The sequence below is a fragment of the Streptomyces sp. NPDC045899 genome (assembly GCF_056431485.1).
Window position 1 is genome coordinate 17122 of sequence record NZ_JBWKKP010000022.1, and the last position, 14748, is coordinate 31869.

A 14748-nucleotide genomic window follows, 5' to 3' on the forward strand; every position below is an offset into this window, starting at 1 on the left:
TCGACCGGCCGCGGGGCGCGACCCTGCGTACGCTCGGGGTCATGTCCGAGGTGTACGCCGTTCGCCGTGCCCGTCTGCGCGATCAGTGCGCCACGGCCGGGAGCGGCGCCGCGCTGGTCTCCCGGCCGGCCAATGTGCGCTATCTGTGCGGTGTCGCGCCGCCCGGAGCCGTGCTGCTCCTCGGCCCGGCCCAGGACGTGCTGGTGGCGGCCGAGACCCCGGCGGCCCCGGGCTGGGGGGTGGGGAACCCCTCGCATCCGGAGGATCTGCGGCTGCTGATGCTGCCCGGAGGCGACGGTGACCCGGCCGCGGCCGCCGCCGATCTGGCCGCGGCCGACGGTGCCGAGTCACTGGCGGTGGAGGAGCACGACCTGACCGTCGCCCGGCACCGGGCGCTCGGCTGCGCCGCCCCCAAGCTGCTGCTGGCCGATCTCGGCCGGGCGGTGGAACAGCTGCGGCTGATCAAGGACGACGAGGAGATCTCCCGGCTGCGGATCGCCGGGGAGCTGGCCGACCAGGCCCTCGGTGAACTGCTGGAATCGATCCTGGTGGGCCGGACCGAGCGTCATCTGGCGCTGGAGCTGGAGCGCCGGCTGGTGGATCACGGCGCGGACGGACCGGCCTTCCCCACCGTGGTGGCCGCGGGGCCGAACGCCGGACGGGCCGGGCACCTGCCCACCGACCGGCGGGTCGAGGAGGGAGATTTCCTCAGCATCTGCCTGGGCGCGGACTACCGCGGCTACCGCTGTCAGGTGGGACGGACGTTCGTCATCGGCCCCTCGCCCGCGGACTGGCAGGTCGAGCTCTACGACCTCGTCTTCGCCGCTCAGCGGGCCGGACGGGAGGCCCTGGTGCCGGGTACGGCCTACCGGGACGTGGACCGGGTGACCCGCCAGGTGCTGGACGCGGCGGGCTACGGAGACGGGCTGGAACCCCGTACCGGACACGGTGTGGGCCTGGAAATCGACGAGGACCCTCGGCTCGGGCCGTCGGCCATGGGTAAACTGGACGCTTGTGTGCCGGTCACCGTCGAGCCGGGGGTCCACCTTCCGGGCCGGGGCGGTGTCCGGATCGACGACACGCTCGTCGTCCGCCCCGAGGCGGACGGCGGACCCGAGCTACTCACCATCACGACCAAAGAGCTGCTCGCGCTCTAGCCTCGGCTCCGGCTGACGAACGGCGCGTCGCAACTTTCTGGTCTCCATCAGCTGCAGTCCAGGAGATCCCGCAACCGTGGCATCCACGAACGACCTCAAGAACGGCATGGTGCTCAAGCTCGAAGGCGGCCAGCTCTGGTCCGTCGTCGAGTTCCAGCACGTCAAGCCCGGCAAGGGCCCTGCTTTCGTGCGCACCAAGCTCAAGAACGTGCTGTCCGGCAAGGTGGTCGACAAGACCTTCAACGCCGGCGTGAAGGTCGAGACGGCCAATGTCGACAAGCGTGGCATGCAGTTCTCGTACAAGGACGGCGAGAGCTTCGTGTTCATGGACATGGACACGTTCGACCAGATCTACATCACCCCCGAGGTGGTCGGTGACAACGCCCGCTACCTGCTCGAAGGGTTCGAGGCGGTCGTCGCGATGTACGAGGGCAACCCGCTCTACGTCGAGCTGCCCGCGGCCGTCGAGCTCGTGATCGAGTACACCGAGCCGGGCGTCCAGGGCGACCGCTCCACCGGTGGCAGCAAGCCGGCGAAGCTGGAGACCGGCTACGAGATCGGTGTGCCGCTGTTCATCACCACCGGTGAGAAGATCAAGGTTGACACCCGTTCCGGTGAGTACCTCGGTCGGGTGAACAACTAACCGTGGCTGCCCGCAACAAGGCCCGTAAGCGTGCCTTTCAGATTCTCTTCGAGGCCGACCAGCGTGGCAGCTCCGTGCAGACCGTCCTCGCGGACTGGATACGGCACGCCCGGACCGACGACCGGCAGCCTCCGGTCAGCGAGTACACGATGCAGCTGGTCGAGGGGTACGCGCAGTACACCGCGCGGATCGACGAGCTGATCGCCACCTATGCGGTGGGCTGGACGCTGGACCGGATGCCGGTCGTCGACCGGAACATCCTGCGGCTCGGCGCGTATGAGCTGGTGTGGGAGGACGAGACCCCGGACGCGGTGGTGATCGACGAGGCGGTGCAGCTCGCCAAGGAGTTCTCCACCGATGACTCGCCGGCGTTCGTCAACGGTCTGCTGGGCCGCTTCAAGGAGCTGAAGCCGAGCCTGCGCCGCGACCTCGAGCACCCGGCGTGACGCACTGCCGCCGCTGAGGCGCCGCACACGCCGCCCCCGGGCGACGTGACCGATACGAAACCGCCGGGGGCGGTGGAGGGCCTGAGAGGGGCCTCCACCGCCCCCGGCGGCACGTTTCTGCTGTTCTCTGCTGCTTGAGGTGGGTCAGTCGGCCCCAAGGCGTCCGACGGCGTCTGAGGTGGCTCAGACGTCCTCGTGCTGGACGGCCCGTCGGGCGTCGGCGCCCAGCACACCCCAGCTGATCAGCTGCTCGGTCAGCACGGAGGGCGACTGGTCGTAGATAACGGCGAGGGTGCGCAGATCGTCCTGGCGGATCGAGAGCACCTTGCCGTTGTAGTCACCGCGCTGGCTCTGGATCGTCGCGGCGTACCGCTGAAGCGGGCCCGCCTTCTCGACCGGCACATGGGCCAGCCGCTCCAGGTCCAGTACCAGCTTCGGCGGCGGCTCGGCGGCGCCGGCCGGGCTCGTGCCCGGAAGCAGCTCCTGAACCGGGACGCCGTAGAAGTCGGCCAGTTCGGCGAGACGCTGTACGGTCACGGCGCGGTCGCCGCGCTCATACGATCCCACCACCACGGCCTTCCAACGGCCCTGGGACTTCTCCTCGACACCGTGGAGGGAGAGGCCCTGCTGGGTGCGGATGGCGCGGAGCTTGGCCCCGAGCTGTTTGGCGTATTCGCTGGACATAAAGCTCCCCGGACGAAGACTGGTAACTCACTGTGAGGTTACGCAGCGTAATCTCGATCGTCAAGCCGAACGAGGCGGAGGGGCTCCCGCCAGGGGTGATGACGGGTGACTCCCTCGTCCCTGCTAATGTGATTGGCGCAAATCCGACGTCCTTTAAGGTCCGTCCCGTGAGGCGGAGAAGGAGGTCCGTTTCGTATGGACGCACACACCTCGAGTCCCGCGCGCTCGGTGCTGGAAGCACCCGACATCGCGCGAGTCCTCACCCGCATCGCCCACGAGATCGTCGAGCGCGCCAAGGGCGCCGATGACGTGATGCTCCTGGGAATCCCCACCCGCGGTGTCCATCTCGCCCGGCGGCTGGCCGCCCGGCTGGAGGAGATCACCGACCGGGCGCCCGGTGAGGTCCCCGTCGGCTCGCTCGACATCACCATGTACCGCGACGACCTGCGGCTGCGCCCGGCCCGCGCGCTCGCCCGCACCGAGATCCCCGGCGACGGCATCGACGGACGCCTGGTGGTCCTCGTCGACGACGTGCTCTTCTCCGGCCGCACCATCCGCGCCGCGCTCGACGCCCTGGGTGACATCGGGCGCCCCCGCGCGGTCCAGCTGGCGGTCCTGGTCGACCGGGGCCACCGGGAACTGCCGATCCGCGCCGACTACGTCGGCAAGAACCTCCCGACGTCGCTGCGGGAGACGGTCAAGGTCCAGCTGACCGAGGAGGACGGCCGCGACAGCGTCCTCCTCGGCCTGCGCGAGACCGCCCCCGCGGACGGGCAGTAGCGCCCGCCGAGGCGGCGGCCCGGCACCCGGCGATCCCGGGGACCGGCCGTCGTCACGCCCCGGTGCCGCCCCGCGCCACCGGGCAGCGCACGCCCGCCCGTACGCCCGCACACCTCCTTCACCCACGGAGCATCCGGATGAAGCGCCACCTCATCTCGGCCGCCGACCTCTCGCGCGATGACGCCGTCCTGATCCTGGACACCGCCGAGGAACTGGCCCGGCTCGCCGACCGGCCGATCAAGAAGCTGCCCACGCTGCGCGGCCGTACCGTCGTCAACCTCTTCTTCGAGGACTCCACCCGCACCCGCATCTCCTTCGAGGCGGCCGCCAAGCGGCTCTCCGCCGACGTCATCAACTTCTCCGCCAAGGGCTCCTCGGTCTCCAAGGGCGAGTCCCTGAAGGACACCGCGCTCACCCTGGAGGCGATGGGCGCCGACGCGGTGGTCATCCGCCACCACTCCTCGGGCGCCCCGCACCGGCTGGCCACCTCCGGCTGGATCGGCGGCTCGGTCGTCAACGCGGGTGACGGCACCCATGAGCACCCCACCCAGGCGCTGCTGGACGCCTTCACCATGCGCCGCCATCTGACCTCCGGCACCGGCCAGGACCTCGCGGGCCGCCGGATCACCATCGTCGGCGACATCCTGCACAGCCGGGTGGCCCGCTCCAACGTCCACCTGCTGGCCACCCTGGGCGCCGAGGTCACCCTCGTGGCCCCGCCGACCCTGGTCCCCTTCGGGGTCGAGAGCTGGCCCTGTGAGGTCTCCTACGACCTGGACGCGGTGGTGGGCAAGTCCGACGCCGTGATGATGCTGCGGGTCCAGCGCGAGCGCATGAACGCCGCCTTCTTCCCCACCGAGCGGGAGTACGCGCGCCGCTACGGCCTGGACGGCGACCGGATGGCCCGGATGCCCGAGCACGCCATCGTCATGCACCCCGGCCCGATGAACCGCGGGATGGAGATCACCGCCGAGGTCGCCGACTCCGACCGCTGCACCGCCGTGGAGCAGGTCACCAACGGCGTCTCCATCCGCATGGCCGTCCTGTATCTGCTGCTCGGCGGGAACGAGTCCGCCGTCGCCGCCGCCCGCACCGAGGAGAGCAAGTAACCATGAGCGAGACGAACACGACGCTGCTGCGCGGCGCGAAGGTGCTCGGCGGCGAGCCGCAGGACGTGCTGATCGAGGGCGAGCGCATCGCCGCCGTCGGCACCGGGCTGGACGCCCCCGCCGGTGCCATCGTGATCGAGGCCGCCGGACAGATCCTGCTGCCCGGCCTCGTCGACCTCCACACCCATCTGCGCGAGCCCGGCCGCGAGGACTCCGAGACCGTCCTGACCGGCACCAAGGCCGCCGCCGTCGGCGGGTTCACCGCCGTGCACGCCATGGCCAACACCTTCCCGGTCGCCGACACCGCGGGCGTCGTCGAGCAGGTCTGGCGGCTCGGCAAGGAATCCGGCTACTGCGACGTCCAGCCGGTGGGCGCCGTAACCGTCGGCCTGGAGGGCAAGAAGCTCGCCGAGCTGGGTGCCATGCACGACTCCGCCGCCGGGGTGCGCGTCTTCTCCGACGACGGCAAGTGCGTCGACGACGCGGTGATCATGCGCCGCGCCCTGGAGTACGTGAAGGCGTTCGACGGAGTGATCGCCCAGCACGCCCAGGAGCCCCGGCTCACCGAGGGTGCCCAGATGAACGAGGGCATCGTCTCCGCGGAGCTCGGCCTCGGCGGCTGGCCCGCCGTCGCCGAGGAGTCGATCATCGCCCGCGATGTGCTGCTCGCCGCGCACGTCGGCTCCCGGGTGCACATCTGCCACCTGTCCACCGCGGGCTCGGTCGAGATCGTCCGCTGGGCCAAGTCCAAGGGCTGGAACGTCACCGCCGAGGTCACCCCGCACCACCTGCTCCTCACCGACGAGCTCGTACGGTCCTACAACCCCGTCTACAAGGTGAACCCGCCGCTGCGCACCGAGGCCGATGTGATGGCGCTGCGCGAGGCCCTGGCCGACGGCACCATCGACTGCGTCGCCACCGACCACGCCCCGCACCCGCACGAGGACAAGGACTGCGAGTGGGGCGCGGCGGCCATGGGCATGGTGGGTCTGGAGACCGCGCTGTCGGTGGTCCAGCACACGATGGTGGACACCGGGCTGCTGGACTGGGCGGGGGTCGCCGACCGGATGTCGCACCGCCCGTCGGTCATCGGCCGCCTCACCGGCCACGGCCGTCCCATCGCCGCCGGGGAGCCCGCCAACCTCACCCTGCTCGACTCCGCTTACCGTGGTGTGGTGAACCCCGCGGGCTTCGCCTCCCGCAGCCGCAACACCCCCTACGAGGGCCGTGAACTGCCGGGCCGTGTGACGCACACCTTCCTGCGGGGCCGGGCGACGGTCGTGGACGGGAAGCTGGCGTGACACCTCTGAGCAATCCGGCGGCGGGCCTCACGGCCCTGGCCGCCGACCAGAAGTCGCAGGACGTGACGGACTGGGCCGCGCGGATCGGCTGGGTCGTCGGACTGCTGCTGGTCATCGCGCTCGTCTACTGGCTGATGCGCGAGGGCTGGCGGTGGCGCGGCACCCTCCAGGGCGATCTGCCGGAGCTGCCCGAGGCCCCCGCCGAGCCCGGCGACCCGCGACTTGAGATGACCGGCCGCTACCACGGCTCCACCACCGCCGGGCAGTGGCTGGACCGGATCGTGGCCCATGGCCTGGGCAGCCGCAGCCGCGTCGAGCTGACCCTCACCGACGCCGGGGTGAGCGTGGTCCGCCCCGGGGCCCGGGACTTCTTCATCCCGGCCGGGAGCCTCCTCGGCGCCCGGCTCGACAAGGGCATCGCGGGCAAGGTCCTCGCCGAGGGCGGGCTGCTGATCATCACCTGGCGGCACGGCGACCGGTCGATCGACTCCGGTTTCCGCTCCGACCACGCCGCAGAGCACCGGGCCTGGGTCGAGGCCCTGGCCGTCAAGAACACCGAGCACAACCAGGAAGGCGCACGATGACGACCTCCACCCGGGGGGCCAGGACCCCCGCCGTACTCGTCCTGGAGGACGGCCGCACCTTCCGTGGCCGTGCCTACGGGGCCGTGGGGGAGACCTTCGGCGAGGCGGTGTTCTCCACGGGGATGACCGGCTACCAGGAGACCCTGACCGACCCGTCCTACCACCGCCAGGTCGTCGTCATGACCGCCCCCCACATCGGGAACACCGGCGTCAACGACGAGGACCCCGAGTCCCGGCGCATCTGGGTCTCCGGCTACGTGGTGCGCGACCCCGCCCGTACGCCCTCCAACTGGCGCTCCCGCCGCTCCCTGGACGAGGAGCTGACCGCACAGGGCGTCGTCGGCATCAGCGGGATCGACACCCGCGCCCTCACCCGCCACCTGCGCGAGCGCGGTGCCATGCGGGTGGGCATCTTCTCCGGTGACGCGGTCGCCGACGAGGCCACGCTGCTGGCCAAGGTGCAGGCCGCCCCGCAGATGAAGGGCGCCGACCTCAGCGGCGAGGTCGCCACCGACGAGACCTACGTCGTCCCGGCGATCGGCACCAAGCGGTTCACCGTCGCCGCGATCGACCTCGGCATCAAGGGCATGACCCCGCACCGGATGGCCGAGCGCGGTATCGAGGTGCACGTGCTGCCCGCGACCGCCACTCTGGAGGACATCTACGCCGTCAACCCCGACGGGGTGTTCTTCTCCAACGGACCGGGCGACCCGGCCACCGCCGACCACCCGGTCTCGCTGATGCGCGGAGTGCTGGAGCGCGGCACCCCGCTGTTCGGCATCTGCTTCGGCAACCAGATCCTCGGGCGGGCCCTCGGCTTCGGCACCTACAAGCTGAAGTACGGGCACCGCGGGATCAACCAGCCGGTGCAGGACCGTTCCACCGGCAAGGTCGAGGTCACCGCCCACAACCACGGCTTCGCCGTCGACGCCCCGCTCGACGCGCCCTCCGACACCCCCTACGGACGGGCCGAGGTCTCCCACGTCTGCCTGAACGACGACGTGGTCGAGGGGCTCCGCCTGCTCGACCGCCCGGCCTTCAGCGTCCAGTACCACCCCGAAGCCGCCGCAGGTCCGCACGACGCCGCGTACCTGTTCGACCGCTTCGTCACCCTGATGGAGGGCCAGCGTGCCTAAGCGCACCGACATCCAGTCCGTCCTGGTCATCGGCTCCGGCCCGATCGTCATCGGCCAGGCCGCCGAGTTCGACTACTCCGGAACCCAGGCGTGCCGCGTCCTCAAGGCCGAGGGGCTGCGGGTCATCCTGGTCAACTCCAACCCGGCCACGATCATGACCGACCCGGAGATCGCCGACGCCACCTACGTCGAGCCGATCACCCCCGAGTACGTCGAGAAGATCATCGCCAAGGAGCGCCCCGACGCGCTGCTGCCCACCCTCGGCGGCCAGACCGCGCTCAACACGGCGATCTCCCTGCACGAAGCGGGCACCCTCGCCGAGTACGGCGTCGAGCTGATCGGCGCCAATGTCGAGGCCATCCACAAGGGTGAGGACCGCGACCAGTTCAAGGAGGTCGTCAGGGCGGTCCACGCCAAGATCGGCCACGGTGAGTCCGCCCGCTCGGTCATCTGCCACTCCATGGACGACGTCCTCGCCGGTGTCGAGGAGCTCGGCGGCTACCCGGTCGTCGTCCGCCCCTCCTTCACCATGGGCGGCGCCGGTTCCGGCTTCGCCCACGACGAGGACGAACTGCGCCGGATCGCCGGCCAGGGGCTGACCCTCTCGCCGACCACCGAGGTGCTCCTGGAGGAGTCCATCCTCGGCTGGAAGGAGTACGAGCTGGAGCTGATGCGCGACAAGCACGACAACGTCGTGGTCGTCTGCTCCATCGAGAACTTCGACCCCATGGGCGTGCACACCGGTGACTCCATCACCGTCGCCCCGTCGATGACCCTCACCGACCGTGAGTACCAGGTCCTGCGCGACATCGGCATCGCCGTGATCCGCGAGGTCGGGGTGGACACCGGCGGCTGCAACATCCAGTTCGCGGTCAACCCCGAGGACGGCCGGGTCATCGTCATCGAGATGAACCCGCGCGTCTCCCGCTCCTCGGCGCTGGCCTCCAAGGCGACCGGTTTCCCGATCGCCAAGATCGCCGCCCGGCTCGCGGTGGGCTACACCCTCGACGAGATCCCCAACGACATCACCGAGCAGACCCCGGCGTCCTTCGAGCCCACGCTCGACTACGTCGTGGTCAAGGTGCCGCGGTTCGCGTTCGAGAAGTTCCCGGCCGCCGACGCCCGGCTGACCACCACCATGAAGTCGGTCGGCGAGGCCATGGCCATCGGCCGCAACTTCACCGAGGCGCTGCAGAAGGCGCTCCGCTCGCTGGAGAAGAAGGGCAGCCAGTTCGACTTCACCGGTGATCCCGGCGACAAGCTCGAACTCCTCCAGCGGGCCGACATCCCCACCGACGGCCGGATCAACACGGTCATGGCGGCCATCCGCGCCGGGGCCACCCCGCAGGAGGTCTTCGACGCCACGAAGATCGACCCGTGGTTCGTGGACCAGCTGTTCCTGATCAAGGAGATCGCGGATGAGCTGGCCGCCGCCGACAAGCTGGGCCCGGAGCTGCTGACGGAGGCCAAGCGGCACGGCTTCTCCGACGCCCAGATCGCCGGGATCCGCTCGCTGCGCGAGGACGTCGTCCGCGAGGTGCGGCACGCCCTCGGCGTCCGGCCGGTCTACAAGACCGTCGACACCTGCGCCGCCGAGTTCGCCGCGCGGACGCCGTACTTCTACTCCTCCTACGACGAGGAGTCCGAGGTCGCCCCGCGCGAGACCCCCGCGGTGATCATTCTCGGTTCGGGCCCCAACCGCATCGGCCAGGGCATCGAGTTCGACTACTCCTGTGTCCACGCCTCCTTCGCGCTGCACGACGCGGGCTACGAGACCGTCATGGTCAACTGCAACCCGGAGACCGTCTCCACCGACTACGACACCTCCGACCGGCTCTACTTCGAGCCGCTCACCCTGGAGGACGTCCTGGAGATCGTGCACGCCGAACAGCAGGCGGGCCCGGTCGCCGGTGTGGTCGTCCAGCTCGGCGGCCAGACCCCGCTGGGCCTGGCCCAGGCGCTCAAGGACAACGGGGTGCCGATCGTGGGCACCTCGCCCGAGGCGATCAACCTCGCCGAGGAGCGCGGCGCCTTCGGCCGGGTGCTCACCGAGGCCGGGCTGCCCGCCCCCAAGTACGGCACCGCCTTCTCCTTCGACCAGGCCAAGGGCATCGCCGCCGAGATCGGCTACCCGGTCATGGTCCGCCCCTCCTACGTGCTGGGCGGCCGTGGCATGGAGATCGTCTACGACGAGCCCTCGCTGGCCGCGTACCTGGAGCGGCACGCGGGTCTGATCTCCGAGCACCCGGTGCTCATCGACCGCTTCCTCGACGACGCCATAGAGATCGACGTGGACGCCCTCTACGACGGTCAGGAGCTCTACCTCGGCGGCGTCATGGAGCACATCGAGGAGGCCGGTATCCACTCCGGCGACTCGGCGTGCGCCCTGCCCCCGATCACCCTCGGCGGCTTCGACATCAAGCGGCTGCGGGCCTCCACCGAGGCCATCGCCCGCGGGGTCGGGGTGCGCGGTCTGATCAACATCCAGTTCGCGATGGCCGGGGACATCCTGTACGTGCTGGAGGCCAACCCCCGCGCCTCCCGGACCGTGCCCTTCACCTCCAAGGCCACCGCGGTACCGCTGGCCAAGGCCGCCGCCCGGATCTCGCTGGGCGCGACCATCGCCGAACTGCGCACCGAGGGGCTGCTCCCCGCGGCCGGTGACGGCGGCACCCTGCCCATGGACGCCCCGATCTCCGTCAAGGAGGCCGTGATGCCCTGGAGCCGGTTCCGCGACTCCTCGGGGCGCGGGGTGGACACCATCCTCGGCCCGGAGATGCGCTCCACCGGCGAGGTCATGGGCATCGACTCGGTCTTCGGCTCGGCCTACGCCAAGTCGCAGGCCGGGGCGTACGGCGCGCTGCCCACCAAGGGCCGCGCGTTCGTCTCGGTGGCCAACCGCGACAAGCGCTCGTTGATCTTCCCGGCCCGTGAACTGGTCGGCCTCGGCTTCGAGCTCATGGCCACCTCGGGCACCGCGGAGGTCCTCAAGCGCAACGGCATCAACGCCACGGTGGTGCGCAAGCAGAGCGAGGGCGAGGGCCCGGACGGTGAGAAGACCATCGTCCAGCTGATCCACGACGGCCAGGTCGACCTGATCGTCAACACCCCCTACGGCACCGGCGGCCGGCTCGACGGCTATGACATCCGCACCGCCGCCGTGGCCCGCGGCGTCCCCTGCCTGACCACGGTCCAGGCGCTGGCCGCCGCCGTCCAGGGCATCGAGGCGCTGGGCCGGGGCACGGTCGGTGTCCGGTCGCTCCAGGAACACGCGGAACATCTGACCGCGGCCCGCGAGGAGTGAGGCGAGGGAGGGGGACACCGGCCGGTGTCCCCCTCTTCATGAGCCCTCCTCATGAGTCCCTCGCCCTCACCCCCTCCCAGAAAGAGACCATGTACCAGCTCCTGTTCCGCCTGGTCTTCCGGCGCATGGACCCCGAGAAGGCCCACCACCTGGCCTTCGGCTGGATCCGGCTCGCCGCCCGCATCCCCGTACTGCGGACCTTCGCCGCCGCCGTCCTGGCCCCCCGCCACAAGGCGCTGCGCACCGAGGCGCTGGGGCTGCGGATGCACGGCCCGTTCGGGCTGGCCGCCGGGTTCGACAAGAACGCCGCCGCCATCGACGGCATGGCCATGCTCGGCTTCGACCACGTCGAGATCGGCACCGTGACCGCCCAGCCGCAGCCCGGCAACCCCAGGCAGCGGCTCTTCCGGCTGGTCGCCGACCGCGCCCTGATCAACCGCATGGGCTTCAACAACGACGGATCGGCCGCGGTCGCCGCCCGGCTGGCCGAGCGCCGCCCCGTCTTCGGTACGACGGTCGGCGTCAACATCGGCAAGACCAAGGTCGTCCCCGAGGCGGAAGCCGTCGGCGACTATGTGACGTCCACCGAGCGGCTGGCCGCCCACGCCGACTACCTCGTCGTCAACGTCTCCTCGCCCAATACCCCCGGACTGAGGAACCTCCAGGCCGTCGACCACCTGCGGCCGCTGCTCACCGCCGTCCGCGAGGCCGCCGACCGCACGGTCACCGGCCGCCGGGTACCGCTGCTGGTCAAGATCGCCCCGGATCTGGCCGACGAGGACGTGGACGCGGTCGCCGACCTCGCCGTCGACCTCGGCCTGGACGGCATCATCGCCACCAACACCACCATCGCCCGCGAGAGTCTGGGGCTGCGCTCCGGCGCGGGGCTCACCGGCGAGACCGGCGGACTGTCCGGCGCGCCCCTGAAGGCCCGCTCCCTTCAGGTGCTGCGGCGGCTGTACGCGCGCGTGGGGGACCGGATCACCCTCGTCGGCGTCGGCGGGATCGAGACCGCGGACGACGCCTGGGAGCGCATCCTGGCCGGGGCCACGCTGGTCCAGGGCTACAGCGCGTTCATCTACCGGGGCCCGTTCTGGTGCCGGGAGATCCACCGCGGCCTCGCCGACCGGCTCGCCGCCTCCCCCTACGCCACCCTCGCCGACGCCGTCGGTGCCGAGGCCCGCAAGGAGACCGCATGACCACCGCCCCGTTCGGCGCCCGGCTGCGCGCCGCCATGGACGCCCGCGGCCCGCTGTGCGTCGGGATCGACCCGCACGCCTCCCTGCTCGCCGAATGGGGCCTGGGGGACGATGTGGCGGGCCTGGAGCGGTTCACCCGCACCGTGGTGGACGCCCTCGCCGGGCGGGTCGCCGTCCTCAAGCCGCAGTCGGCCTTCTTCGAGCGCTTCGGTTCGCGCGGGATCGCCGTCCTGGAGCGGGCCGTGGCCGACGCCCGGTCCGCCGGGGCGCTGGTCCTCATGGACGCCAAGCGCGGTGACATCGGCTCCACCATGGGCGCGTACGCCGCCGCCTATCTGGACCCGGGCAGCCCGCTGTTCTCCGACGCGGTCACCGTCAGCCCCTACCTCGGCTTCGGCTCGCTGCGCCCGGCGCTGGACGCGGCCCGGGCGAGCGGGGCGGGGGTGTTCGCGCTGGCGCTGACCTCCAACCCGGAGGGCGCCGAGGTGCAGCACGCGGTCCGCGCGGACGGCACCTCCGTCGCCGCCTCGGTGCTGGCGTCCCTGAAGGCGGAGAACGCCGCGGAGGCGGCCGCGGGGCGGCTCGGCTCCTTCGGCGCGGTCGTCGGCGCGACGCTGGGCACCGCGGCATCCCGGGCGGGCGCCGAGCTGACGATCGACGGACCGCTGCTCGCCCCCGGCATCGGGGCGCAGGGAGCGACCCCGGCCGACCTTCCCGGGGTCTTCGGCGCGGCGGTCCGCAATGTCGTCCCGAGCGTCAGCCGGGGGGTGCTCCGGCACGGCCCGGACGCGGCCTCGCTGGTCGAGGCGGCTGCCCGAATGGCCGATGAGGTGCGCGCCGTGGCCGAATAACCAGGCTATTTTGTCCGGAAATGTACCGGTCGAGCGAGTCTGACCAGGACTTTTCGTCTGTTCTCGCTGACTGGAGCGGGATGGGCCGCTAGTCTCCGACGAGAGCGAACGTGCGCGTGCGTTGCGCGTTGCTCCGCAGGTGAGGGCCGACTAGGTTCCTCACCGGTCCATATCCGACAGTTCGACATCCGAGGTGACGAAGGCGTGGCTCTTCCGCCCCTTACCCCTGAACAGCGCGCAGCCGCGCTCGAAAAGGCCGCCGCGGCTCGCCGGGAGCGCGCCGAGGTCAAGAATCGGCTCAAGCACTCCGGCGCCTCCTTGCACGAGGTCATCAAGCAGGGCCAGGAGAACGATGTCATCGGCAAGATGAAGGTCTCGGCTCTCCTGGAGTCCCTGCCCGGCGTCGGCAAGGTCCGCGCCAAGCAGATCATGGAGCGCCTCGGCATCTCCGAGAGCCGCCGCGTGCGGGGTCTCGGCTCCAACCAGATCGCATCGCTCGAGCGTGAGTTCGGCGGCGCCGCCGGCTGACGTTTCCAGGCACCTCCGGGAACCTGGATAATCGCTGCCATGGCAGCACACTCCGCACGTCCGCGACTGACCGTGCTCTCCGGCCCCTCCGGGGTCGGCAAGAGCACGGTCGTCGCCCATATGCGCAAGGAACACCCCGAGGTCTGGCTCTCGGTCTCGGCCACGACCCGCAGGCCCCGCCCCGGCGAGCAGCACGGCGTCCAGTACTTCTTCGTGGACGACGGGGAGTTCGACAAGCTCATCGCCAATGGTGAGCTGCTGGAGTGGGCCGAGTTCGCGGGCAACCGCTACGGCACCCCGCGGCAAGCCGTGCTCGACCGCCTCGAAGCGGGTGAGCCGGTGCTGCTGGAGATCGATCTCCAGGGCGCCCGCCAGGTCCGTGAGTCCATGCCCGAGGCGCAGCTCGTCTTCCTCGCCCCGCCCAGCTGGGAGGAGCTGGTCCGCCGGCTCACCGGCCGCGGCACCGAGGCGCCGGAGGTCATCGAGCGGCGGCTGGAGGCCGCCCGGACCGAACTGGCCGCGGAGTCCGAGTTCGACCGGACCCTGGTCAACACCTCCGTCGAGGACGTGGCGCGTGAGCTGCTAGCCTTGATGAAGGTTCTATAGATCTTTATCCCCCTTTTCGGAAGGTAGAGCGTGTCCTCTTCCATCACCGCGCCCGAGGGCATCATCAACCCGCCGATCGACGAGCTGCTCGAGGCCACTGACTCGAAGTACAGCCTCGTGATCTACGCGGCCAAGCGTGCGCGGCAGATCAACGCGTACTACTCCCAGCTCGGCGAGGGCCTGCTCGAGTACGTGGGCCCCCTGGTGGACACCCACGTCCACGAGAAGCCGCTCTCGATCGCGCTCCGCGAGATCAACGCGGGTCTGCTGACCTCCGAGGCCATCGAGGGCCCGGCGCAGTAGTTTCAGATCGCTCATCACCGGCCCGGCACGGGGCGCCTCCAGCGACGGCTGAGGGTCCCGAAAGCCGGGCTCGTGGTGTGTCATGGGTGGGTACGTACGACGGCGTACACGGCGGGG

General features: G+C 70.8%; 15 protein-coding genes. 14 read left to right on the plus strand and 1 reads right to left on the minus strand.

The features are described from left to right. Positions 1-41 precede the first annotated feature (41 nt). From AC07FT_RS27390 to nusB, 3 genes are all read left to right on the plus strand, one after another. Entirely contained in the window at positions 42-1157 is a 1116-nt protein-coding gene (locus AC07FT_RS27390; RefSeq protein WP_479178513.1) for a M24 family metallopeptidase, read from the plus strand. A 76-nt stretch (positions 1158-1233) separates the two neighbouring features. Next, positions 1234-1800 carry an elongation factor P gene (gene efp / locus AC07FT_RS27395; protein WP_471205350.1) on the plus strand — a complete coding sequence of 189 codons (567 nt, stop codon included), beginning with the start codon at positions 1234-1236 and terminating at the stop codon, positions 1798-1800. 2 nt (positions 1801-1802) lie between these two features. Next, entirely contained in the window at positions 1803-2246 is a 444-nt protein-coding gene (gene nusB / locus AC07FT_RS27400) for a transcription antitermination factor NusB (protein WP_254742060.1), read from the plus strand. Between the two features lie 183 nt (positions 2247-2429). Here nusB and bldD read toward each other — a convergent pair whose 3' ends face one another. Next, a complete protein-coding gene (gene bldD, locus AC07FT_RS27405) occupies positions 2430-2930 on the minus strand; it encodes a transcriptional regulator BldD (protein WP_014056259.1) in 501 nt (166 codons plus the stop codon). A gap of 195 nt (positions 2931-3125) precedes the next feature. On the opposite strand from bldD, the gene pyrR reads away from it, so the two are divergent. The 11 genes from pyrR to rpoZ all read left to right on the plus strand — a co-directional run bounded on the left by pyrR (position 3126) and on the right by rpoZ (position 14631). Then, the gene (pyrR, locus tag AC07FT_RS27410; protein ID WP_471205347.1) at positions 3126-3710 is read left to right on the plus strand and encodes a bifunctional pyr operon transcriptional regulator/uracil phosphoribosyltransferase PyrR; all 585 of its coding nucleotides are present in this window, start codon (positions 3126-3128) and stop codon (positions 3708-3710) included. 137 nt (positions 3711-3847) lie between these two features. Further along, on the plus strand, positions 3848-4819 hold the full coding sequence (locus AC07FT_RS27415) for an aspartate carbamoyltransferase catalytic subunit (RefSeq protein WP_254742054.1): 972 nt from the start codon (positions 3848-3850) through the stop codon (positions 4817-4819). Positions 4820-4821: 2 nt separating this feature from the next. Continuing rightward, positions 4822-6120 carry a dihydroorotase gene (locus AC07FT_RS27420; protein WP_479178514.1) on the plus strand — a complete coding sequence of 433 codons (1299 nt, stop codon included), beginning with the start codon at positions 4822-4824 and terminating at the stop codon, positions 6118-6120. Further along, positions 6117-6704 carry a PH-like domain-containing protein gene (locus tag AC07FT_RS27425; RefSeq protein WP_479178515.1) on the plus strand — a complete coding sequence of 196 codons (588 nt, stop codon included), beginning with the start codon at positions 6117-6119 and terminating at the stop codon, positions 6702-6704. The genes AC07FT_RS27420 and AC07FT_RS27425 overlap by 4 nt, the downstream gene beginning before the upstream one ends. Next, complete coding sequence (gene carA, locus AC07FT_RS27430) at positions 6701-7840, plus strand: glutamine-hydrolyzing carbamoyl-phosphate synthase small subunit (protein WP_479178516.1); 1140 nt, start codon at positions 6701-6703, stop codon at positions 7838-7840. The genes AC07FT_RS27425 and carA overlap by 4 nt, the downstream gene beginning before the upstream one ends. Then, positions 7833-11144 (plus strand): carbamoyl-phosphate synthase large subunit, encoded by a 3312-nt coding sequence (carB, locus tag AC07FT_RS27435; RefSeq protein WP_471205339.1) that lies wholly within the window; start codon positions 7833-7835, stop codon positions 11142-11144. The genes carA and carB overlap by 8 nt, the downstream gene beginning before the upstream one ends. Positions 11145-11233: 89 nt before the next feature. Next, positions 11234-12343, plus strand: a complete 1110-nt coding sequence (locus AC07FT_RS27440) for a quinone-dependent dihydroorotate dehydrogenase (protein WP_479178615.1) — start codon at positions 11234-11236, stop codon at positions 12341-12343. Further along, on the plus strand, positions 12340-13194 hold the full coding sequence (pyrF, locus tag AC07FT_RS27445) for an orotidine-5'-phosphate decarboxylase (protein WP_432012764.1): 855 nt from the start codon (positions 12340-12342) through the stop codon (positions 13192-13194). The genes AC07FT_RS27440 and pyrF overlap by 4 nt, the downstream gene beginning before the upstream one ends. Before the next feature lie 204 nt (positions 13195-13398). After that, on the plus strand, positions 13399-13722 hold the full coding sequence (locus AC07FT_RS27450; RefSeq protein ID WP_009713618.1) for an integration host factor: 324 nt from the start codon (positions 13399-13401) through the stop codon (positions 13720-13722). A 39-nt stretch (positions 13723-13761) separates the two neighbouring features. After that, on the plus strand, positions 13762-14328 hold the full coding sequence (gene gmk / locus AC07FT_RS27455) for a guanylate kinase (protein WP_431775232.1): 567 nt from the start codon (positions 13762-13764) through the stop codon (positions 14326-14328). Between the two features lie 30 nt (positions 14329-14358). Further along, on the plus strand, positions 14359-14631 hold the full coding sequence (rpoZ, locus tag AC07FT_RS27460; RefSeq protein WP_005319902.1) for a DNA-directed RNA polymerase subunit omega: 273 nt from the start codon (positions 14359-14361) through the stop codon (positions 14629-14631). The last annotated feature ends 117 nt before the right edge of the window (positions 14632-14748 follow it).

What these genes read in the sequence shown, in the direction of transcription:
- carA (WP_479178516.1), top strand. Translation starts at nt 6,701, where the DNA reads ATGACGACCTCCACCCGGGGGGCCAGGACCCCCGCCGTACTCGTCCTG.
- AC07FT_RS27415 (WP_254742054.1), top strand. Translation starts at nt 3,848, where the DNA reads ATGAAGCGCCACCTCATCTCGGCCGCCGACCTCTCGCGCGATGACGCC.
- bldD (WP_014056259.1), bottom strand. Translation starts at nt 2,930, where the DNA reads ATGTCCAGCGAATACGCCAAACAGCTCGGGGCCAAGCTCCGCGCCATC.
- pyrR (WP_471205347.1), top strand. Translation starts at nt 3,126, where the DNA reads ATGGACGCACACACCTCGAGTCCCGCGCGCTCGGTGCTGGAAGCACCC.
- gmk (WP_431775232.1), top strand. Translation starts at nt 13,762, where the DNA reads ATGGCAGCACACTCCGCACGTCCGCGACTGACCGTGCTCTCCGGCCCC.
- AC07FT_RS27440 (WP_479178615.1), top strand. Translation starts at nt 11,234, where the DNA reads ATGTACCAGCTCCTGTTCCGCCTGGTCTTCCGGCGCATGGACCCCGAG.
- AC07FT_RS27420 (WP_479178514.1), top strand. Translation starts at nt 4,822, where the DNA reads ATGAGCGAGACGAACACGACGCTGCTGCGCGGCGCGAAGGTGCTCGGC.
- AC07FT_RS27390 (WP_479178513.1), top strand. Translation starts at nt 42, where the DNA reads ATGTCCGAGGTGTACGCCGTTCGCCGTGCCCGTCTGCGCGATCAGTGC.
- pyrF (WP_432012764.1), top strand. Translation starts at nt 12,340, where the DNA reads ATGACCACCGCCCCGTTCGGCGCCCGGCTGCGCGCCGCCATGGACGCC.